Consider the following 19,812-nt stretch of genomic DNA (forward strand, 5'->3'; position numbering starts at 1 on the left):
CGACGACCCCGGGGGGCCACGCCCCCACGACACGGGGCGCCGCCGGTGTTTCCACCCCTCGGCCCCCTGTAGCCCCGTACCGACCTCGCCGGATACCGTTCGTTGCATGGCCGACTACCTCGACGACCTCCGCCTCGCCCACGTCCTCGCGGACGCGGCCGACGCCGCCACGACGGCCCGCTTCAAGGCGCTCGACCTGAAGGTCGAGACGAAGCCGGACATGACCCCGGTGAGCGAAGCGGACAAGGCCGCCGAGGAACTCATCCGCGGCCAGCTCCAGCGCGCCCGGCCCCGGGACGCGGTCCTGGGCGAGGAGTTCGGCATCCAGGGCACGGGCCCGCGCCGCTGGGTGATCGACCCGATCGACGGCACCAAGAACTACGTACGCGGCGTCCCCGTGTGGGCGACCCTCATCTCCCTGATGGAGGCGGGCGAGGGCGGCTACCAGCCCGTCGTGGGCGTGGTCTCGGCCCCGGCGCTGAGCCGCCGTTGGTGGGCCGCGAAGGGACACGGCGCGTTCACGGGCCGCAGCCTGACCTCCGCGACCCGTATCCACGCCTCCCGCGTCTCCCGGCTGTCGGACGCCTCGTTCGCGTACTCCTCGCTGTCCGGCTGGGAGGAGCAGGGCCGCCTGAACGGCTTCCTCGACCTGACCCGCGAGGTGTGGCGCACGCGCGCGTACGGCGACTTCTGGCCGTACATGATGGTCGCCGAGGGCTCGGTGGATCTCTGCGCCGAACCCGAGCTGTCCCTGTGGGACATGGCCGCGACCGCCATCATCGTCACGGAGGCCGGCGGCACCTTCACCGGCCTCGACGGCCGCCCGGGCCCGCACAGCGGCAACGCGGCAGCCTCGAACGGCCTGCTGCACGACGAGCTGCTGGGGTATCTCAACCAGCGCTACTGACGCAACAGGCGGGCCGACCCACGGGTCGGCCCGCCCGCGAGAGTGCTCGGACGACCGTCATCAGCCTGTGGCTGAGGCCATCCCCGACAGCAAGCCGCTTCCCGCCTGGGAACGCAGTCTGCTCCAGGGCGTGCTGTGGAGCGGATTCCACGGACCCTGGCCCGGCACCACGATCCGTACCCGCGGTGCGGCGTTCGGGTCGCCGGCGGGCTGATTCACCGTGCCCGGACCCCCGGTCGGTATCGACGGTGTGGAGCTCGGCCGGCCGGCGGGCTGGTTCGCCGTGCCCGGGGCCTGCGCGGATCCGCCGGCCCACAGCTGGTCGACACGCGAGCGCTCGGCGGCGTTCGGGTAGCGGTTGGTGCAGGACGGGCCGGCGCCGCCGCCCGACATCAGCTCACTGCACGGCCCGCTGTAGTCGTCCGACAGGCCCAGCACGTGCCCGGTCTCGTGGGTGACGACGCGGATCGAGTCGTACTGCCGGCTCTGGCTGTAGTCGATGAAGACGTAGCCGCTTCCGTGGCCGTTGGTGGAGGCGTAGGACCCGCGCGAGTCATTGCCCTCGACGTAGGAGAAGTCGGCACCGCTCGACGCCTCCTGGAGCTTGACGTTGGTCTCGGAGCTGTTCCAGATCGAGGCCGCGCTCGCTATCTGCGAACGGAAGCTCGGCGCCCGGGAGGCGTTGTAGTGGATGGTCACCGCCTGCGCGTTCGGCTGGGCGGCGCGCTTCGCGGCGACCGACTTGAGCACGGCCTCGAAGAACGCCTTGTTGTTCGCGGCCTCCTCGGCCGACCCGCCGTACCGTGCCACGGAGGTACCGGCGGCAGCGGACGGGGTGGCGGCCGCCTGGGCGGCCGGCTGGGCGCTCGCCGGCACCGCCGCGCCCAGCGCGCCGGAGGTCAGACCGAGGGCGAGGGCGAGGAGTCTCGCGGACGTTCGGGACGACTTCATGTGGGGGGGCTCCTACTCACTCGGTGACGCCAGGCCCGGTGTGGGGTCGAATCCGCTTGAACACCGGTTCCGAACTGCGGCGACGTCCTGTGGGTCGACATTCTTAGAACGGCTCGACAGGGAGCGCAAAGGGGTCCCGCCACTACGTCGCCTCGTAGGTCCCGGGACCTCGCCGGGGCGGTACACGGGTCTCCGGTCCGCACGTGGCGACAGGAGGGAAATCTGTCGCGGCGTCAGAAGCCTTGCCCCACGGGGCAAAGGGCGTGCGGGCCGGCCGGGCGGAATCCCGGGACGCACGCCGGGATCCACATCCGGGCCAAGACGGACATATCCTTAGATGTCTGCCATGCCGCGTCTACTAAGTGCGCCGGTTATTTGGTGAAGTGCTGTGACCGACGTCATAGAACGTGAGCTTCCGCCCCTTTCGCGCCCAGCGTCCAGAACCCCCGCGGCCGCCCCGGTCATCGGAACTCCGCCGCCCGGTGGGTGCGTAGATCAGCTGCCGACTACGCGGGAGGGGCGTAAGGGTTCCCGTCGGGCGCCAGTGGGCCGCCCCACCACGCCCCCGGCGGCGGCACAGGAGCCCAGTCCGGGCCCCGGTGATCCAGCCACCACCTGCCGATGGTGTGGAACTTCTCCTCAAAGCCGCGGTCCCAGGTGAGGAACCCGGTGATCGGCGCCCGCAGGCGGGTACGGCGGCCGCCCGCCTCGTAGATCGCGACAGTCCGGCTTCCGAAGAGAGACTCGATCCGGATGCCCTGGACGTTCGACCACGGGATGGTCCTGCGGCGGAGGTTGTGCACGACGGCCGCCGACGGCGTGAGAGTGACCCCGAAGGGCCGCGAGACGATCAGCCCCATGGGCACCAGCACACCCCACGTGAGCAGCGAGACGCACAGGGGACCGATCGGTCCGCCGTCCAGCCAGAGCAAGACCTGGAAGGGCATGACGACGGCGGCGGGCAACACGGACAGCAGGCCTTGGCGGCGCGTCAACCGGTAACGGACGCTCTCCGGCGGCCCGGCCTCGACCCGCGACTGCTCCATCGATCCCCGCCCCTCCCACGACGCGGCCGGCGCCGGCCCGTCACCGCCAAGGCAGCATGGCGGAGCAGGGAGATGCTGTCCATCCACCTGCTCCTGGAAGCCGGGCGAGCCCAGTGGGACGCGGAACAACACCGCACCCCCTGGTGCGCCGGTTCCATACCAGCGCCACTGAGCAGCACGGGGTGATCGCGTACGCCCTCAGTCGGCCACGCGCGCCCTCTTGTTGACCTGTGCTTTACCTGCCACTCTAAAAGGACCCCCACTTGTGAATTTGTGAATCCGTGAACTAGCCCCACGGATTCAAGAGGAGGTGGCCCGTCCCATGCTCGTCCGCGACGCCATGAGCACGGTGGTCCTCACCATCGGCCCCGCACACACCCTCCGCCAAGCCGCCGCCCTGATGTCCGCCCGCCGTGTCGGCGCCGCGGTCGTTCTCGACCCGGACGCCGGCGGCATCGGCATCCTCACCGAACGCGACATCCTCAACTCCGTTGGGCTCGGCCAGAGTCCGGACACGGAACGCACCCACGCCCACACCACCAACGACGTCGTGTTCGCCGCCCCGACCTGGACCCTGGAGGAGGCGGCCCGCGCCATGGCGCACGGCGGCTTCCGGCATCTGATCGTTCTCGACCGCGGCGAGCCCGTAGGGATCGTCTCGGTGCGCGACATCATCCGCTGCTGGGCACCGGCCCGGCAGCAGGTACCCGCCTGAGCATGCCGACGGGCCGGCCCCCGAAGGGACCGGCCCCCCGACCGCGGCAAGCGGTCCACTGCCAGCCTGTCAGCCGCGCAGGGCCTGGACCGAGGCCTCCAGCCGCTTGCCGAAGTCACCGTCCGCCTGACGGAAGTTGGCGATCGCGCGCTCGGCGATGTCGTCGCGCGAGACCTTGGCGATGAAGCCCGCCAGGTTGGCGATCAGCCGCTCCTTCTCGTCCTCGGACATCAGCCGGTAGAGGTTGCCAGCCTGCACGAAGTCGTCGTCCTCGGCGTGCACCGGCGCCGGGTGGTTGCCCGTGTCACCGGTCACCGCGGTCGACTGCCACAGCGGACGGTCCGTCTGGAACGGGCCGCCGAAGCTGTTCGGTTCGTAGTTCTTCGCGCCCTCGTGGCGGCCGTCGTACAGGAAGCCGTCCCGCGAGTTGGTGCGCGCCTCGGTGGCGTGCGGCCGGTTCACCGGCAGGTGGTCGGCGTTGATGCCGACCCGGTAGCGGTGGGCGTCGCCGTAGGCGAACAAGCGGCCCTGGAGCATCTTGTCGGGCGAGGGGCCGATGCCGGGCACGAAGTGCGCCGGGGAGAAGATCGACTGCTCGACCTCGGCGAAGATGTTCCGCGGGTTGCGGTTGAGCTCCAGCCTGCCGATCTCGATCGGCGGGTAGTCCTCGTGCGGCCACACCTTGGTGAGGTCGAACGGGTTGAAGCGGTACGTCGCCGCGTCCGCCGCCGGCATGATCTGCACCTGCACGGTCCAGGTCGGGAACTCACCGCGCTCGATCGCCTCGCGCAGGTCACGCTGGTGCGAGTCGGGGTCCTCACCGGCGAGCCTGCCGGCCTCCTCCTGGGTGAGGTTCTTGATGCTCTGGTCGGTCTTGAAGTGGTACTTCACCCAGAAGAGCTCGCCGACCTCGTTGCTCCACTGGTAGGTGTGCGAGCCGTAGCCGTTCATGTGGCGGTACGACGCCGGGATGCCGCGGTCGCCGAACAGCCAGGTCACCTGGTGCGTGGCCTCGGGCGACAGCCCCCAGAAGTCCCAGACGTTGTCCGCCTCCTGCGAGCCCGTGTACGGGTCGCGCTTCTGGGTGTGGATGAAGTCCGGGAACTTGATGGCGTCCTTGATGAAGAACACCGGGGTGTTGTTGCCGACGAGGTCGTAATTGCCCTCCTCGGTGTAGAACTTCAGCGCGAAGCCGCGCGGGTCGCGGACGGCGTCCGCGGCACCCAGGTTGCCGGCCACGGTCGAGAAGCGCAGAAACGTCTCCGTCTGCTTGCCGACCTCGGAGAGGAACGCCGCGCGGGTGTACGGAGTGACGTCCGCGGTGACCGTGAAGGTGCCGTAGGCGCCGGCGCCGCGCGCGTGCACCACGCGCTCCGGGATGCGCTCGCGGTTGAAGTGGGCGAGCTTCTCCAGCAGCAGCTGGTCCTGGACGAGCACCGGCCCGCCGACGCCCGCGGTCTCGCTGTTCTGGTTGTCGGCCACCGGAGCACCGGCCTCCGTGGTGAGCGGTCCCTGCGTCACGTGCGCCTCCTGGGGCATTTCCGAGCACTCCTGTCGCTACGCCAAAGTCAGCCTCGATCCTATATTGGACTTAGTCCAAGTCAAGCAGAGATCTAAAGTCACACCCATTCGGAAAATGGTCTCCTTGCTGTTAGGCTTGACCGCATGAGTGACCTTCTGGAACGGCTGCGCGGACGTGGATGGCGGATGACCGCGCAGCGGCGCGTCGTGGCCGAGGTCCTCGACGGCGAGCACGTCCACCTGACGGCCGACGAGGTCCACGCGCGGGCCGTCGCCAAGCTGCCCGAGATCTCCCGGGCGACCGTCTACAACACGCTCGGTGAGCTGGTCTCCCTCGGCGAGGTGCTCGAAGTCAGCACGGACAAACGCGCCAAGCGGTACGACCCGAACGCCCACCGCCCGCACCACCACCTGGTGTGCGCCCGGTGCGGCGCGATCCGCGACGTCCGCCCGATCGGCAACCCGCTCGCCGACCTGCCCGACTCGGAGCGCTTCGGCTTCACGGTCTCGGACGTGGAGATGACGTACCGCGGGCTCTGCCCGGACTGCGCGAGCGCGTAGCGGAAAGCCTGCTCAGCCCCGGCCGCCGGACACGGCGCCGGGGCTTTGTGCTGCGTACGGCCATCCGCGCAGAACGCACGACGCACGGGGCGCACAACGACCAGGGCCGGAACCCATTTCTGGATTCCGGCCCTGGTCTTCAGTAGCGGGGACAGGATTTGAACCTGCGACCTCTGGGTTATGAGCCCAGCGAGCTACCGAGCTGCTCCACCCCGCGTCGGTGAACGCAACATTACGTGAAGGACGCGCGGGGAAGCAAATCGCTTGTGGGAGCGCCCCCGGCAGGCCTCCCGGCCGGGGGTCCGCCTAGGCGGACAGCTCCTCCCGCAGCGCGTCCCGCAGCCGCGCCGCCCGCTCCGAGACCTCCGCCGGCCCCAGGGACACCGCGCGGTCGGCCCAGCGCTTGCCCTCCGCCAGCTCGCCACGACGCGCGTAGACGAGAGCCAGCCGGAGCGCCGCCCGTCCATGCCCCGCGTCGGCCGCCCGCGTCCACCACACGGCCGCCTCCGGCTCGCTCCCCTCCCGGGCCAGCAGCAGTCCGAGGTTGAACGCGCCGTTGCGCGACCCGGCCTCGGCGGCAGCCCGGTACCACCGCGCCGCCTCCACCACGTCGCCGCGCGCGGCGGCCAGCATCCCGACCCGGACCTGCGCCCGGCGATGCCCCTGGGACGCGGCCCGCTCGTACCACTCCTCGCACTCGGTCTTCTCGTGCGCCGACTCGCCCAGCTCGTGCTCGGAGACGGCGGGGCGCCGCGCGTCCAGCACGGCGGCCAGCCGGTACGCGGCCTCGGCGCTGCCGCCGCCCGCTGCACACCGCAGATGCCGTTCGGCCTCCTGCTCGTCGCCCTCGCGCAGCCGCGCGATGCCGACCTGCAGCGCCGCCTCCGTGTGACCGGCGGAGGCCGCCCGCTCGTACCACCGCAGCGCGGCCGTGGCGTCCTCGTCGGTGTCCCGTCCGGCGTACAGGATCCCCAGGTTGAAGGCCGCGTCCACGCTGCCCGCCTCCGCCGCCTTGGAGAACCACGGCTCGGCCCCGGTCGTGTCGCCGCCCTGCAGCAGCAGGATCGCGAGCGCGTTCGCGGCCTCGCGGTGCCCGGCGTAGGCCGCGCGCCGGTACCACTGCTCGGCCGGCCCGGTCCGCCCCTGCTCGGCGCAGAGCAGCCCGAGGTTGTACGCGCCGTTGTCGTCCCCGGCGTCCATCGCCGCCCGGTACCACCGCTCGGCGGTCTGCGTCTCCCCGCGCTCGGCGTGCAGCGCGCCGAGCGCGTTGGCCGCGTTGCCGTCGCCGTCCTGGGCGGCCCGCAGCCACCACACGGCGGCGCTCTCGGTGTCCCCGGCGTCGCGCAGCAGGAAGCCGAGCGCGCAGGCGGCCCGGGCCTCCCCGTCCTTGGCGGAGGTCAGGTACCAGCGCCCGGCCTCCTTGAGCTCACCGCGCTTCTCCAGGATCGCCCCGAGGTGCAGCGCGGCCCGCCGGTGTCCGCGCGCGGCGGCCTGCCGGTACCACTGCTCGGCCTCTTCGACAGCGTTGTCAGACCCGGCCTCGTCCTCGCACGCGGCCTTGCGGTCGAGCGCGCGCGCCAGCCGGTACGCCGCCTCCCGGTGCCCCCGCTCGGCGGCGGCCCGCATCCACTGGCCGGCGCCGACCTCCCCGCGGTGCTCCAGCAGGTCGGCGAGCGCGTAGGCACCCAGCACGTGTCCCTGTTCGGCGGACTGGCGCAGCCAGTACTCGGCGGCGGGCTCGTCCCCACGCTCGCGGTGGTGGCGGCCCAGCGCGTGCGCGGCGGCCGCGGAACCGGCGACCGCGGCGATCCGCCACCATCCGGCGGCCTCCTCCGGGTAGCCGCGCTGGTGCAGGAGGACGCCGAGGTTGTTGGCGGCCGCACGGTCACCGGCGGCCGTGGCTCCGCGCAGCGGGGGCTCGGCTCCGTCGAGGTCGCCGCGGCGCAGCAGCATGGCCCCGAGGACGCTCATCGCCTCGACGTCGCCGGTTTCCGCGGCGAGCCGCTGACGCGCCTCCTCGGCCGCCTCGCCGGCCTCGTCCCGGCCGGAGGCCGGCACCAGGTCCGCGGACTGCGCGAGGTCGGTGCCCCGCTCGAAGTCCCCGGTCCGCGCGAGGTCGACGCCCGGCCCGAAGTCCCCTGTCTGCTCAAGGTCTGTGGACCGCACGAGTCCGGCGGTCTGTACAAGGTCCGCGGACTGCACGAGCTCAGCGGCCTGCACGAGTTCGGCCGACTGCACAAAGTCGGCATGCTGCGCAAAACGCCCTGTCTCCAACAGAGTTGCCTTGTCCCCCATAACGTCCATCGTCGCACCACCTGCAACCTCGGTACACCCGGTATACCGCAGCCCGGGAGGTCACTTCAGCGTTTTGTCGACATGCCCACAGAGAGACAAGTCAAACACACATCCCCCAACTCCCCACGGCGGCACGGCGGGACCGCACACCGGCACATGCGTTCGCACACCACGAAGGCCCGGATCCCTGAGGATCCGGGCCTTCGATTGCAGTAGCGGGGACAGGATTTGAACCTGCGACCTCTGGGTTATGAGCCCAGCGAGCTACCGAGCTGCTCCACCCCGCGCCGTTGTTGTGCAACCGTATCACGGCACGGAGTGGCTCTTGATCAGCCCCTGTTGCTCAGCGCTGTCGATCAACCACTGCCGGGACTTCCGCTCGGACTCGGGCCGCCACTCGGACTGCCGCTCGGGCTGGGACTGCTGCTCGTCTTCCCGCCTCTGCCCGTGGCCGAGTCGCCGCCCGTGTTCCGGCCGGCGTTCTGGCCGCTGCCGCCGGCCTTGTCGGCCTTCGCCTGCGCCTCCTCGGCCCGCTTCAGCGCGCTCTGCAGGTCCTTCTGCGCCTGGCCGTACGCCCCCCAGTCGCTCTCCTTCAGGGCCTTCTGCCCGTCCTCGAAGGCCTTCTGGGCGTCGCTCAGCGCGTCACGGACCGTGGCGTTGCCGGACGTCGGCGGGTTGCTCGTACCGGTGTCCGGTGGCGCGGTGGTCGACGTTCCGAAGATCTTGTCGAGCGCCTGGCCGAGGGTGTTCTCGAAGGCGGTGGTGCCGCCGTAGGTCACCAACACCTTCCGCAGCAGCGGGTACTTGAGCCCGCCACCGCGCACGTACACCGGCTCCACGTAGAGCAGTCCGCCGTCGAGCGGCACGGTCAGCAGGTTGCCGTACTCGATCTCCGAGTCGCCACCGCTGTTGAGCCGGACGAACTCGGCGATGTTCTGCTGGGAGTTGGAGTTGAACTGGCTCTGCACCTGCTTGGGCCCGTCGACCGTCGTGCTCGTCGGCAGTTTCAGGACTCTGATCTTGCCGTAGTCGCTCGTGCCGGCCTCGGAGTCGACCGCCATGAAGGCGCTGAGGTTGTCCCTGCCGTTCGGCGTGAACGTCGAGGTGAGGGAGAACGCCTGCCCCTGCTGGTCGGGCATCTTCATGCTCAGGTAGTACGGCGGCACCGCGTTGCCCGACTTGTTGGTCGGGTCGTCCGGCACCTGCCACACCTCGCTGCCGCTGAGGAAGGTCTGCGCGTCCGTCACGTGGTAGCGGGTGAGCAGCTCGCGCTGAACCTTGAACAGGTCCTGCGGATACCGCAGATGGGCCAGCAGCGCGGGCGAGATGTCCGCCCTCGGCTCCACCGTGCCCGGGAACGCCTTCATCCAGGTCTTCAGGACCGGGTCCTGCGTGTCCCACTGGTACAGCTTGACCTCACCGGTGTACGCGTCGACCGTCGCCTTCACCGAGTTGCGGATGTAGTTGACCTGGTTCTGCTGGGCCACCACCGCGCGGGAGTTGTTCGCCGCGGTCAGCGAGTCGGCCGTCGTGTCGCCGAGGGTCGTACGGGAGGCGTACGGGTACCCGTTCGTCGTCGTGTAGGCGTCGATGATCCACTGGATGTGGCCGTCCACGACCGCCGGGTAGGCGTCGCCGTCGATGGTCAGCCAGGGCGCGACCGCCTCGACGCGCTCCTTGGGCGTGCGGTTGTACAGGATCCGCGAGCCCTCGCCGATCGCGCCGGAGTACAGGATCTGCGGCTCGTTGAACGCCACCGCGTACGCGGCCCGGTTGATCGGGTTGGAGAGGTTGACGCCGCTCTTCGCCTTGTAGCTGGTGGTCTTCTCACCCGTGTCGTCGGAGTAGTCGATCTCCTTCTGGGGACCGCCGACGATCGAGTACGTGGACGTCTTCTCGCCGTAGTAGATCCGCTGCTGGTACGTCCCGAGGTCACCGGAGGACGGCAGGTCGTACTCGGAGAAGACCGGGCGGCCCTCGTCGTCGGCCTCGGTGCCCTTGGCGGCGACCACGCCGTAACCGTGGGTGTAGCGGAAGTGGTCGTTGATCCAGTTGTTCTTCGGGATGCCGTTGAGGTTCAGCTCGCGCAGGCCGACGACCGTGTCCTGCTCCTTGCCGCCCTTGCCGTACCGGTCGACGTCAAGGTTGTTCGGGAAGGCGTAGTAGTTGCGCATCTGCTGGAGCTGCTGGAACGTCGGCGAGACGATGTTCGGGTCCAGGATGCGGATGCTCGCGGCGTCGTCGACGGTGTCGCGGAGCTTGGTCCTGTCCTTGGTGCTGCTCTTGCCCGCGTACTCGCTGACGTTGGCGTCGTCGATGCCGTAGGCCTCACGCGTCGCCTTGATGTTCTTCGCGACGTACGGCGCTTCCTTGGCCTGCTCGTTCGGCTGGACCTGGAACTTCTGCACGATGGCCGGGTACAGACCGCCGATCAGGATGGCGGACAGGACCATCAGGCCGAAGCCGATGACGGGCAGCTGCCAGGTGCGCCGCCACAGGGTGGCGAAGAACAGCAGCGCGCAGATCACGGCGATGCAGAACAGGATCGTCTTGGCCGGCAGATAGGCGTTGGCGTCGACGTACCTGAGGCCGGTCCAGTTGCCCGTCGCCTTGAAGTCGCTGGACTTGACGGCGAGTCCGTACCGGTCGAGCCAGTAGGCCACCGCCTTCAGGGCGACGAAGACGCCGAGCAGCACGGACAGGTGCCCGGTGGCCGCGGCGGTGGCGCGCGCGCCGGGGCTGGTGACGCGCAGCCCGCCGTACAGGTAGTGGGTGAGCGCGGCGGCGATCAGGGACAGGATCGCGGTGGCGAAGCCGAAGCCGAGCAGGAACCGGTACCAGGGCAGGTCGAAGGCGTAGAAGGAGACGTCGAGGTGGAACTGCGGGTCCTTCTGGTGGAAGGGCACGCCGTTGACCCACATCAGCCAGGTCCGCCACTGGCCCGCCGCGGACGCGCCGGCGATCAGGCCCACCAGGGCGGTGACACCGAGCAGCAGCCACTTCTTGTACGGCGCGATGCCCATGCGGTAGCGGTCGAGGCTCTGCTGCTCCACGGACATGGCGCTCAGCGGGGGCCGCATCCGATGGGCGAGCCAGATGTTGAAGCCGACCGCGGCCGCCATCAGCAGACCGAAGACGAAGAACAGCCCGATCTTGGTCCACAGCGTGGTGGTGAACACGGACGAGTAGTGCACCGACCGGTACCACAGCCAGTCCGTCCAGAACCCCGCGAACATGGTGAACACCATGCCGAGGACGGCAAGGACGCCCAGTGTCATGAGCAGGGTCCGGACACGTCGGGACGGGCGGCCCGCTCTGATACGCGGCCCCGTCGGGCCTCCGCCGCGGTCCGGCATCTGGAAAGCCAAGGTGCGCCCCTCGAAGTTCGCTGTTGTTCCGTCAGGCCCTCGTTTTCGTGGACCGTCCGTGGCCCCCCGTGATCGTGGGCCCACACCTATGCAACTTACTCACGGTTTACTCGGTTCCCGATTCAGGTGGGGAACGAGGCAGGATTGTGACCATGTCCAACACTCCCATGGCAGCGAACCCGCTCACCCGGGCCGTACTCGAAATCGACGAGTACGCCTCCGGCCTCGGCTGGGACCAGCCCGCTCGCCTCTTCGCCCTTGTAGACACCGCGCGGCTGCGGGCCCAGGAACCTGCCCTCGCGGCCCAGCTCGGCCTGCAGGACGAGCCCGAGACCACCGGTCTCACCCCGATCGAGCAGGACGAGGTTCCAACGGACAGGCCGCTCGACGAGTTCCTCGGCACCATCGCCTGGCCCGACGCGGTGGCCGGATGCGCGCTCACCGTGGAGCGCCTGATGCTTCCCCCGTCCGCCGAGGCCCAGGTCCCGCAGGGTCTCGGCGAGGCGGAGCTGGCGAAGTGGGTGGCGAACCACCCCGAGCGCCAGGAGGTCCGTATGACGGTCGCGGTCCTGCGCGACGGCACCCGGGACTCGGCCCTGCGCCTGCGCGAGAAGGACACCCCGACGGAGGTCCTCACGGGCCCCGACCTGGTGCCGGGCCTGGCGGAGGCGCTGAAGGCGACCTTCGAGGACTGACCCTTTCCGGTACGGCACTGGGGGCGCCCCCCTGCATCGGGGGGCGCCCCCAGCCGTTTACGCGCCATCGGACGCTCCGGGTCAGCCCTTGGCGGTGCACTTCGGCAGGTCGGCGGTGTCGCCGCTGCGGATGTCCTTGAGGGCGGCGAGCGCGTCGTTGATCGTCTTCACCTTGACGAGGGTGAGTCCGCCCGGGGTTTCCTTGGCCGCGGACGCGCAGTTCTCGGCGGGCGTCAGGAAGTACTGGGCGCCCTTGCTGCGCGCGCCGACGGTCTTCAGCTCGATGCCGCCGATCGGCCCGACGGTGCCGGCGTCGTCGATCGTGCCCGTACCGGCGACGAACTTGCCGCCGGTGAGGCTGCCCGGGGTGAGCTTGTCGTAGATGCCGAGCGCGAACATCAGACCGGCACTCGGCCCGCCGACGTCGGCGAGCTTGATGTCGATGCTGAACGGGAAGGTGTGGTCGGTCCCGGCGGAGATCCCGACGATGGCGCGCTTGGCACCGCTGTCGGTGGAGGCCTTCGTCGTGATCGTGACGTCCTGGGTCTTGGTCGGCGTCCGGTTCGCCTTCTCGGCGGCGGCCTGCTCCTTGGCCGGGACGATCGTGAACGTCACGCTCTCACCGGGCTTGTGCTTGGTGACCAGCTTGGCGACATCGGCCGGCTGCTTCACGGCCGCGCCGTCCACGGCCTTGATCACGTCTCCGGCGTGCAGCCTGCCCTCGGCCGGGGAGTCCTTGAGGACCGTCGAGACGATCACCCAGGACTTCACCGGGACGCCGAGTTCCTTGAGCGCCGCGACCTTGGCGCTCTCCTGGGACTGGCTGAACTCCTCGGCGTTCTCCTGCGTGGACTGCTCCTCGGTCTTGCCGTCCGGGTACAGCGTGTCGTGCGGCACGACCTTGTTGTCATGGGCGAGCCAGCCGTAGACGGCCTCGACGAGGTTCATCCGGTAGTCGGCGCTGGTGACCCGGACAGTGGTCATGTTCAGATGCCCGGAGGTGCCGTACGTCTTGTGCCCGGCGATCTGCAGCACCGGCTCGCCGTCGTGCTCCCCGAGCGTGTTCACGGTCGGCCCCGGGGACATCACCGCGTACGGCACGGGGATCAGCACCCCCGCGCACAGGAGCGCGATCAGCATCAGGGTGGAGGCGAGCATCGTCGCGGTGCGGCGTGGCATGTCACGACAGTACGGGACGCGTCTGTCAGCACACCGTCAGGGCACCCGGTCGGGCGCCTCAGGTACTGGTGTGGGACCTCTCCATGGCCTCCCTGAAACGGGCGTACCCGTCGAGCTCCGGGCCGTCGCCGCGCACCTTGCGCGTCCGATTGGCCCAACTGCCCCACAGACCGGCGCCGATCGCAGCAACGAGCGGAATGAGCAACCAGGCGAGTGCTGCCATGCCGACCTCCCAACCCCATGAGCATCCGCGACTGACTGATCAACAGATTAACCATTCGCAGTGACAACGCTCACGCCAGGGGGGCGGTTACGCAACCGGACACCCCGGGTGGGATCAGCAGGCCCCGACCCACTCCTCGGCGCCGTCGGAGAACCTCTGGTGCTTCCAGATCGGCACCTCGTGCTTGAGGTCGTCGATGAGCTTGCGGCAGGCCTCGAAGGCCTCTCCCCGGTGCGGGCAGGAAACCGCCACGACCACGGCCAGGTCCCCGACCCCCAGGTCCCCCACCCGGTGCACCGCGGCCAGCGCCCGCACCGGGTACTCCGCGACCACCTTCTCGGCGATCCGGCGCATCTCGGCCTCGGCACTGGGATGGCACGAGTACCCGAGCGCGTCGACGTCGGCCCCGCCGTCGTGGTTCCGCACGGTCCCCACGAACAGCGCGGTTCCCCCGGCCGCGTCGTCCCCGACGGCCCGGAAGACCTCGTCCAGGGAGAGCGCGGTCTCACGTATGGCGATCAGCTTGATGGGATCCTGCGCCGCCTGCTCACCGGGGTGATCGTTCGTAACTGCCATACCCCCATCGTGCCGCACGCCTCCGACAACCCGGAATGCGACTTTCACCAGGCACGCGCGCGTGGTGGTTTGGAGTGTCCTACAGGGCGACTCCCCCGGCGGGGTCCGAGGGCCGGCGCCCCCTCGCCTCAGATGCGGCGCCGCGCCTTGCGAGCGCGCCGTACGACCGCCGCCGCGCCCAGCAGAGCGACCGTCGCCCCCGCGGCCCCCGCCGCCGTCGCGTCCTTGCGCCCGAGCCGCCGCCCGGCGACCGTATGCCGCCCGGACACCTCCTCCAGCAGCTCCGCGAGCACCTCCTCATTGGTCCACCGCGGCCGCCACCCGGCGTCGTGCAGCCGGCTCCCGCTCACCACCCAGGGGTACATCGTGTACGCGAGATCCCCGGCCGGCGACGGAGTGAGCCCGATCCGGTGCAGCCGTGCCGCCGCCCCCAGCGCGACCGCCGACGGCAGCTCCATCCGCCGGATCCCGCTGAGCTCCTCGACCTCCTCCTGCTCCAGCCACCCGTCACACCCGACGGCCAGTTCACCGTCGACCTTCTCCAGGACGGCGTACTCCAGAGCACCGACCAGATCCTCGACGTGACAGAACTGCCAGGCGGGCCGGGACCCGGCCACCACCAGCAGCCGAGGCGACTCGAAGTACCTGGTCAGCGCGGTGTCCGTACCTCCGACCAGGACAGCAGGCCGCACCACGGTGACATTGAGCCCCGGATGCGCCCGCGGAGCCCGCCGCGCGAGCCGCTCGATCTCCAGCAGGTCCCCGACCCCCGTGGCCTCCGCCGTCGCCCGCAGCTCCGCGTCCTCCGAGAGCGGCAGCTCGTTCTCGGGCAGCGCTCCGTAGACCATCGCCGAGGTGCACAGCACCACCCGGTGCACCCCGGCCGCCGCCGCGGCGGTCAGCACCGTCTGCGTCCCCCGCACGTTGTAGGCCGTACGGGCGGCGGCGTCACTCCCCAGGTCGAGGTCGAGCGCCAGGTGCACCACCACGTCCGCGCCCCGCAGCTTGTCCGCGATCGCCGGATCCCGCACATCGAGGATGTGCCACTGCGCCTGTGCGCACTCCCCGCGCCGCTCGTCGATGGCGACGACCTGCTTGATCCCCTCGGACGCGGCCAGCCGCTCGGTGAGCAGCGCGCCGACCCCGCTGGCGGCGCCGGTCACGGCGACGACGGGCCCGCGCAGAGCGGGCGGGGTTGAATGGTTTCGCGCTGCGCGAACCTGCGGATCTGGGGAACTCACCGGGCGTCTCCAGCGGTTGTCTTCAGTACGAGCGCGAGCGCCGCGTACGTACCAGGTGGCATCCATCCTGCCGCAGGCCAAGAGTCGGCGAAGCACCGAGGCCCGATCGGGTCCGGGTGTCTACGCTGGGTGGTGTTGTCGGGCAGCCGCGCCGCCGGAAGAGACCGGTGGCCTTACCAGCCGAGGAATCCCGTGAGTGACACCCCATTCGGATTCGGCCTTCCGCCGGAGGAGCCGGAAGACGGCGACGAGGGCAAGAAGAAGGACCAGCAGAGCGGTGGTGAGCAGGGACCGGCCAACCCGTTCGGTTTCGGACTGCCCGGAGCAGGGGGCTTCGGTGGCCCCGGCGCGGACAATCCGCTCGCTGCCATGTTCGGTTCACTGAACCCCACCGACCTGGGCGCTGCGTTCCAGCAGCTGGGCCAGATGCTCTCGTACGAGGGCGGCCCGGTGAACTGGGACATGGCCAAGCAGATCGCCCGCCAGACGGTCTCCCAGGGCACGTCCGACGGCGTCAAGGACGCGAGCGTCGGCCCCGCCGAGCGCACCGCGGTCCAGGAGGCCGTCCGCCTGGCCGACCTGTGGCTGGACGACGCGACGTCCCTGCCGTCCGGCTCCGGCACCGCCGTGGCGTGGTCCCGCGCGGAGTGGGTCGAGGCGACCCTGCCCGCGTGGCAGGAACTGGTCGACCCGGTCGCCGAGCGCGTCGGCGCGGCCATGGGCGACGTCCTGCCGGAGGAGATGCAGGCCATGGCGGGCCCGCTGATCGGCATGATGCGCTCGATGGGCGGCGCCATGTTCGGCACGCAGATCGGCCAGGCCGTGGGCGTGCTCGCGGGCGAGGTCGTCGGTTCGACCGACATCGGCCTGCCGCTGGGCCCGGCCGGCAAGGCCGCGCTCCTGCCGGTGAACGTCGAGGCGTTCGGCAAGGACCTGGGCGTGCCGAAGGACGAGGTGCGGCTCTATCTCGCCCTGCGCGAGGCGGCCCACCAGCGTCTCTTCGCGCACGTGCCGTGGCTGCGCTCGCACCTGTTCGGCGCCGTCGACGGATACGCGCGCGGGATCAAGGTCGACACCGCCAAGCTGGAGGACGTGGTCGGCCAGTTCGACCCGCAGAACCCCGAACAGCTTCAGGACGCGCTGCAGCAGGGCATGTTCCAGCCGGAGGACACGCCCGAGCAGAAGGCCGCCCTGGCCCGTCTGGAGACGGCTCTGGCGCTCGTGGAGGGCTGGGTGGACGCGGTGGTCCACGCGGCCGCGAAGCCGCGTCTGTCGTCCGCCGACGCCCTGCGCGAGACGCTGCGCCGCCGCCGTGCCACGGGTGGCCCCGCGGAGCAGACGTTCGCCACGCTGATCGGCCTGGAGCTGCGGCCGCGCCGCCTGCGTGACGCCTCGCGCCTGTGGGCCTCGCTCACGGACGCGCGCGGGGTCGACGGCCGGGACGCCCTGTGGGCCCACCCGGACATGCTGCCGACGGCCACCGACCTGGACGACCCGGACGGTTTCGTGCACCGCGAGCAGCTGGACTTCTCCGAGCTGGACAAGATGCTCGGCGAGGCGGCGAGCGGCTCCGGTGAGAAGCCGAACCTGAAGAAGGACACCGAGGACGACAAGGGCGACGACACCGAGTGAGCCTGCACGACGACGCGGTCCTCGTGCTGAAGGGCTTCGAGGGCCAGGAAGAGCTGTGCCAGTCCTACCTGGACCACTTGGCGGCGCATCCGGACGGCATGTGGAAGGCCTGCCACGCGGGCCACATCACGTCGAGCGCCCTGGTGATCGACCCGGAGCGCGGCCGTGTGCTGCTCACGCTGCACCGGAAGCTGCGCATGTGGCTGCAGATGGGCGGCCACTGCGAGCCGGGCGACGCCACGCTGGAGGCGGCGGCGCTGCGTGAGGCGACCGAGGAGTCCGGCATCCAGGGTCTGACGCTTCTTGCGGGCGGCCCGGTCCGTCTGGACCGGCATCCGATCCCCGCGCCGTGCCACTGGCACTTCGACGTCCAGTACGCGGTCCTCGCGCCGCGCGACGCCGAGCACGCCATCAGCGACGAGTCGCTGGACGTGCGCTGGTTCGGCTACGACGAGGTGGCGCAGGTCGCCGACGAGTCGGTCGTACGGCTGCTGGAACAGACGCGCGCCAGGCTCGGAGCCTGAGCCACGTGTAAGGGGCGGCCACATGGGCGGCCGCCCCTTACGTCGGATTACTGGACGCTCAGCTCCAGACGTTGCCCTGGTTCTGCGCTCGCGCCCCGTGCTGGCCCATGCCGAACTGGGCGGCGAGGCCCTGGCCGATCTGGGCGTGCTGCGGCGGCAGCAGCTCACTGGGCTGGACGAGCGCGAAGCCGCTGCCCATGAAGCTGAGCTCCCAGCCCTCACCGGTGTTGCCGCGGCGCCGCCACACCCCGGAGGAGTGCGTCTGGGCCTGCATCTGCACCCGCAGCCCGGTGGACCAGGCGACGATCGCGTCGGCGTCGCAGTTGACGTACTTGTCCGGCGTGACCTGCATCAACAGCGGCGCGCCCGAGGTCATCAGGGCGACCTTGCCGCGGCCGGTGATGTTGAGCTGGTACTTCCCGGACCCGGAGATGCCGTAGAGGCTGTCGACGGCGATGACCTCGTGGTGCAGCGAGGAGTCCATGGCGAGGACGTAGCTGCTGTCGACCGTCAGCCCGTCCTGCTCCACATCCATCACGTGGATGTGCTGGGCGAGGTTGGCGAGGTAGACCGTGCCCTGCCCGTGGCAGCGCATCAGGTCCAGGCCCTCGCCGGTGTAGGCACGCGCGCGTGCCTGGTTGTTGCTGCGGTACTCGGCGTCGAACTCGACGAGGCCCTGGTAGGCGACCATCGTCCCCTTGCGGGCGAGGATGTCGTCGTGGCCCTCCAGGACGACGCGCAGCATCTGCTTGTTCTGCAGGCTGTAGCGGTCCTGGTTCTGCGTGTCGTTGAAGGCGAAAAGCGGGCTCTGCATGGTGACTCTGGCTCCCCCTCAGCCCCGGACCCGGAGGCGGTCGGTGCTGTCCTCGCTGGGCTGGACGACGACGATGCCCTGGCCGGAGAAGGCCATCTGGTAGGCCTCTCCGCTGCCCCGGCCGATCAGTGACTGCGCCTTGAAGCTGCGCTTGCCCTTCACCTTGAGGTTCGGGGACCAGGCGACGAGCGCGTCGGGGTCGACGTACGTCTCGTCCTCTCCGCCGCCGCAGTCGACGACGATCGGCTTGCCCCGGGAGGTCAGGGCCACCCAGCCCTGCCCGGAGATCTTGGTGTTCCACAGGCCCTGTCCGGCGAACTTCGCCAGCCCCTTGACCCGCTCCACGCCCCAGGTGAGGTGCGCGTCGAAGGCGAGCAGGTTGGTGGCGTTGACGGAGATGCCGTCGCCGTTGAGGTTGATCACGACGACGTTCGCGCCGTAGTCGGCGAGGTAGAGCAGGCCGTCGCCGGAGCACTTCATCAGGGGCGCGCCCTCGCCGGTGATCCAGTCGCGGGCGATCTGCCGCACGGCGGGCGGGTTGGGCTCGTACTGGATGAAGCCTTCGTAGGCGACCATTGAGCCCACGCGCGCGAGGAGGTCGCTTCCGCTCTGCATGGCGACCTTCAGCATGTGGTTGCCGTGGTTCTCCATGCGAGCGGTGACGGGGGCGGGAGCGAAGCCCGCGAGTGGCTGGTTCATGACGGGCTCCCTCAGACCTCGTACGGCTGGACGACGATGAAGTTGCCGGGCGCGCCCCGGAACTGCAGGTTGATGCTCTCCCCCGTGTCGCCCGGGTAGGCGTTGCGGCGCATCCGGACCTGGCTGGAGACGATCACCTGCGAGGCGGCCGACCAGGCGACCACCGCGTTGCAGTCGGCGAACGTGGTGGGCGTGACGGGCAGCACGACGGGCGTGCCGTGCGTCTTCACGACGATCGTGCCGGTGCCCTGGAACTGCATCGTGAACAGCGCGCCTCCGGGGATGCCGTGTCCCTCGATGCGACGGACCTCGTACTGGAGGCTCTCGTCGAAGGCGAGGACGTTCTCGGCGGACACGCAGATCGCGTCGCCCTGGAGCTCGACGGGGTGCAGGTGCGTGGCGTCCTCGGCGAGGAACACCTGGCCCTGGCCGGTGCAGCGCATCAGCTGCATCTCCTGGCCGGTCGCGTTGCCCACGATCCGGCCGGAGAATCCGGCGCCCTTGTAGCTGAAGTCGACCTTGCCCTGGTAGAGCACCATGCTGCCCTGGCGGGCCAGGACGGGCTGGCCGCCGATGCCGAGGTCGACGCGGACGAGCTTCTTGTTCTGCTGCGTCCAGCGCTGCCCCGTGGGCGTCTCCTTGAACTGCTGGAGCGCCGCGGTGACACCCGCACCGCCCTGGGGAGCGCCCTGCGGCACTCCGTAGGAGGCGGCCTGCTGGCCGGGGACCTGTCCGAACGGCGGCTGCTGGCCGTAGCCCGGGGGCGGGGTCGGCTGGCCGTATCCGGGCGGCGCGGGCGGCTGCTGTCCGTAACCGGGCGGCATCGGGGCCTGCGGCGCCTGCGGCTGGCCGTAGCCGGGCGGCA

The 19,812-nt window shown here is 70.4% G+C and carries 18 protein-coding genes and 2 tRNA genes; 6 read left to right on the forward strand and 14 right to left on the reverse strand.

Annotated elements, in window-relative coordinates; translation table 11 throughout:
• Positions 1 to 106: 106 nt before the first annotated feature.
• Positions 107 to 907, forward strand: coding sequence for a histidinol-phosphatase (gene hisN, locus IPZ69_RS25320; RefSeq protein WP_235456739.1), 801 nt, complete (start codon positions 107 to 109; stop codon positions 905 to 907).
• Positions 908 to 967: 60 nt separating this feature from the next.
• On the opposite strand, the gene snpA is transcribed toward hisN, so the two are convergent.
• A complete protein-coding gene (gene snpA / locus IPZ69_RS25325; protein ID WP_308407543.1) occupies positions 968 to 1,858 on the reverse strand; it encodes a snapalysin in 891 nt (296 codons plus the stop codon).
• Between the two features lie 506 nt (positions 1,859 to 2,364).
• The gene (locus IPZ69_RS25330) at positions 2,365 to 2,904 is read right to left on the reverse strand and encodes a hypothetical protein (RefSeq protein ID WP_235456740.1); all 540 of its coding nucleotides are present in this window, start codon (positions 2,902 to 2,904) and stop codon (positions 2,365 to 2,367) included.
• 322 nt (positions 2,905 to 3,226) lie between these two features.
• Between IPZ69_RS25330 and IPZ69_RS25335 the strand changes: the two genes are divergently transcribed.
• A complete protein-coding gene (locus IPZ69_RS25335) occupies positions 3,227 to 3,619 on the forward strand; it encodes a CBS domain-containing protein (protein ID WP_235456742.1) in 393 nt (130 codons plus the stop codon).
• A gap of 69 nt (positions 3,620 to 3,688) precedes the next feature.
• Here the strand turns inward: IPZ69_RS25335 and IPZ69_RS25340 are convergent, their stop codons facing one another.
• Positions 3,689 to 5,158 (reverse strand): catalase, encoded by a 1,470-nt coding sequence (locus IPZ69_RS25340; RefSeq protein ID WP_235456743.1) that lies wholly within the window; start codon positions 5,156 to 5,158, stop codon positions 3,689 to 3,691.
• A 126-nt stretch (positions 5,159 to 5,284) separates the two neighbouring features.
• Between IPZ69_RS25340 and IPZ69_RS25345 the strand changes: the two genes are divergently transcribed.
• Positions 5,285 to 5,701, forward strand: a complete 417-nt coding sequence (locus IPZ69_RS25345) for a Fur family transcriptional regulator (protein WP_235456744.1) — start codon at positions 5,285 to 5,287, stop codon at positions 5,699 to 5,701.
• A 143-nt stretch (positions 5,702 to 5,844) separates the two neighbouring features.
• Here IPZ69_RS25345 and IPZ69_RS25350 read toward each other — a convergent pair.
• The 4 genes from IPZ69_RS25350 to IPZ69_RS25365 all read right to left on the reverse strand — a co-directional run bounded on the left by IPZ69_RS25350 (position 5,845) and on the right by IPZ69_RS25365 (position 11,352).
• A tRNA-Met gene (locus IPZ69_RS25350) sits at positions 5,845 to 5,918 on the reverse strand.
• Between the two features lie 89 nt (positions 5,919 to 6,007).
• The gene (locus IPZ69_RS25355; protein WP_235456746.1) at positions 6,008 to 8,005 is read right to left on the reverse strand and encodes a tetratricopeptide repeat protein; all 1,998 of its coding nucleotides are present in this window, start codon (positions 8,003 to 8,005) and stop codon (positions 6,008 to 6,010) included.
• 204 nt (positions 8,006 to 8,209) lie between these two features.
• Positions 8,210 to 8,283, reverse strand: a tRNA-Met gene (locus tag IPZ69_RS25360).
• A gap of 69 nt (positions 8,284 to 8,352) precedes the next feature.
• On the reverse strand, positions 8,353 to 11,352 hold the full coding sequence (locus IPZ69_RS25365) for a UPF0182 family membrane protein (protein ID WP_235456765.1): 3,000 nt from the start codon (positions 11,350 to 11,352) through the stop codon (positions 8,353 to 8,355).
• A 164-nt stretch (positions 11,353 to 11,516) separates the two neighbouring features.
• Here IPZ69_RS25365 and IPZ69_RS25370 point away from each other — a divergent pair, with 164 nt between their 5' ends.
• A complete protein-coding gene (locus IPZ69_RS25370; protein ID WP_235456749.1) occupies positions 11,517 to 12,059 on the forward strand; it encodes a PPA1309 family protein in 543 nt (180 codons plus the stop codon).
• Positions 12,060 to 12,140: 81 nt separating this feature from the next.
• Here IPZ69_RS25370 and IPZ69_RS25375 read toward each other — a convergent pair whose 3' ends face one another.
• From IPZ69_RS25375 to IPZ69_RS25390, 4 genes are all read right to left on the reverse strand, one after another.
• Complete coding sequence (locus IPZ69_RS25375) at positions 12,141 to 13,238, reverse strand: YlbL family protein (RefSeq protein WP_235456751.1); 1,098 nt, start codon at positions 13,236 to 13,238, stop codon at positions 12,141 to 12,143.
• 58 nt (positions 13,239 to 13,296) lie between these two features.
• Positions 13,297 to 13,461 (reverse strand): hypothetical protein, encoded by a 165-nt coding sequence (locus tag IPZ69_RS25380; protein WP_235456752.1) that lies wholly within the window; start codon positions 13,459 to 13,461, stop codon positions 13,297 to 13,299.
• 114 nt (positions 13,462 to 13,575) lie between these two features.
• A complete protein-coding gene (locus IPZ69_RS25385) occupies positions 13,576 to 14,037 on the reverse strand; it encodes a molybdenum cofactor biosynthesis protein MoaE (protein ID WP_235456753.1) in 462 nt (153 codons plus the stop codon).
• 128 nt (positions 14,038 to 14,165) lie between these two features.
• On the reverse strand, positions 14,166 to 15,278 hold the full coding sequence (locus tag IPZ69_RS25390) for an SDR family oxidoreductase (protein ID WP_235456754.1): 1,113 nt from the start codon (positions 15,276 to 15,278) through the stop codon (positions 14,166 to 14,168).
• A gap of 192 nt (positions 15,279 to 15,470) precedes the next feature.
• Between IPZ69_RS25390 and IPZ69_RS25395 the strand changes: the two genes are divergently transcribed.
• Complete coding sequence (locus IPZ69_RS25395; protein WP_235456755.1) at positions 15,471 to 16,910, forward strand: zinc-dependent metalloprotease; 1,440 nt, start codon at positions 15,471 to 15,473, stop codon at positions 16,908 to 16,910.
• Positions 16,907 to 17,434, forward strand: coding sequence for an NUDIX hydrolase (locus tag IPZ69_RS25400; RefSeq protein ID WP_235456756.1), 528 nt, complete (start codon positions 16,907 to 16,909; stop codon positions 17,432 to 17,434). Before IPZ69_RS25395 ends, IPZ69_RS25400 begins: the two co-directional genes overlap by 4 nt.
• Positions 17,435 to 17,492: 58 nt before the next feature.
• Here IPZ69_RS25400 and IPZ69_RS25405 read toward each other — a convergent pair whose 3' ends face one another.
• From IPZ69_RS25405 to IPZ69_RS25415, 3 genes are all read right to left on the reverse strand, one after another.
• Positions 17,493 to 18,248: an AIM24 family protein gene (locus tag IPZ69_RS25405; protein ID WP_235456757.1), complete on the reverse strand. Its 756-nt coding sequence runs from the start codon at positions 18,246 to 18,248 to the stop codon at positions 17,493 to 17,495.
• An 18-nt stretch (positions 18,249 to 18,266) separates the two neighbouring features.
• Positions 18,267 to 18,947: an AIM24 family protein gene (locus IPZ69_RS25410; RefSeq protein ID WP_235456758.1), complete on the reverse strand. Its 681-nt coding sequence runs from the start codon at positions 18,945 to 18,947 to the stop codon at positions 18,267 to 18,269.
• Between the two features lie 11 nt (positions 18,948 to 18,958).
• Positions 18,959 to 19,812 (reverse strand): AIM24 family protein (locus IPZ69_RS25415; RefSeq protein ID WP_235456759.1); only part of this gene is annotated, 854 nt, incomplete at its 5' end.

The organism is Streptomyces olivochromogenes (assembly GCF_021538895.1).
GTDB lineage: Bacteria > Actinomycetota > Actinomycetes > Streptomycetales > Streptomycetaceae > Streptomyces > Streptomyces olivochromogenes_A.

What these genes read in the sequence shown, in the direction of transcription:
- hisN (WP_235456739.1), top strand. Translation starts at nt 107, where the DNA reads ATGGCCGACTACCTCGACGACCTCCGCCTCGCCCACGTCCTCGCGGAC.
- snpA (WP_308407543.1), bottom strand. Translation starts at nt 1,858, where the DNA reads ATGAAGTCGTCCCGAACGTCCGCGAGACTCCTCGCCCTCGCCCTCGGT.
- IPZ69_RS25330 (WP_235456740.1), bottom strand. Translation starts at nt 2,904, where the DNA reads ATGGAGCAGTCGCGGGTCGAGGCCGGGCCGCCGGAGAGCGTCCGTTAC.
- IPZ69_RS25335 (WP_235456742.1), top strand. Translation starts at nt 3,227, where the DNA reads ATGCTCGTCCGCGACGCCATGAGCACGGTGGTCCTCACCATCGGCCCC.
- IPZ69_RS25340 (WP_235456743.1), bottom strand. Translation starts at nt 5,158, where the DNA reads ATGCCCCAGGAGGCGCACGTGACGCAGGGACCGCTCACCACGGAGGCC.
- IPZ69_RS25345 (WP_235456744.1), top strand. Translation starts at nt 5,285, where the DNA reads ATGAGTGACCTTCTGGAACGGCTGCGCGGACGTGGATGGCGGATGACC.
- IPZ69_RS25355 (WP_235456746.1), bottom strand. Translation starts at nt 8,005, where the DNA reads ATGGACGTTATGGGGGACAAGGCAACTCTGTTGGAGACAGGGCGTTTT.
- IPZ69_RS25365 (WP_235456765.1), bottom strand. Translation starts at nt 11,352, where the DNA reads ATGCCGGACCGCGGCGGAGGCCCGACGGGGCCGCGTATCAGAGCGGGC.
- IPZ69_RS25370 (WP_235456749.1), top strand. Translation starts at nt 11,517, where the DNA reads ATGTCCAACACTCCCATGGCAGCGAACCCGCTCACCCGGGCCGTACTC.
- IPZ69_RS25375 (WP_235456751.1), bottom strand. Translation starts at nt 13,238, where the DNA reads ATGCCACGCCGCACCGCGACGATGCTCGCCTCCACCCTGATGCTGATC.
- IPZ69_RS25380 (WP_235456752.1), bottom strand. Translation starts at nt 13,461, where the DNA reads ATGGCAGCACTCGCCTGGTTGCTCATTCCGCTCGTTGCTGCGATCGGC.
- IPZ69_RS25385 (WP_235456753.1), bottom strand. Translation starts at nt 14,037, where the DNA reads ATGGCAGTTACGAACGATCACCCCGGTGAGCAGGCGGCGCAGGATCCC.
- IPZ69_RS25405 (WP_235456757.1), bottom strand. Translation starts at nt 18,248, where the DNA reads ATGCAGAGCCCGCTTTTCGCCTTCAACGACACGCAGAACCAGGACCGC.
- IPZ69_RS25410 (WP_235456758.1), bottom strand. Translation starts at nt 18,947, where the DNA reads ATGAACCAGCCACTCGCGGGCTTCGCTCCCGCCCCCGTCACCGCTCGC.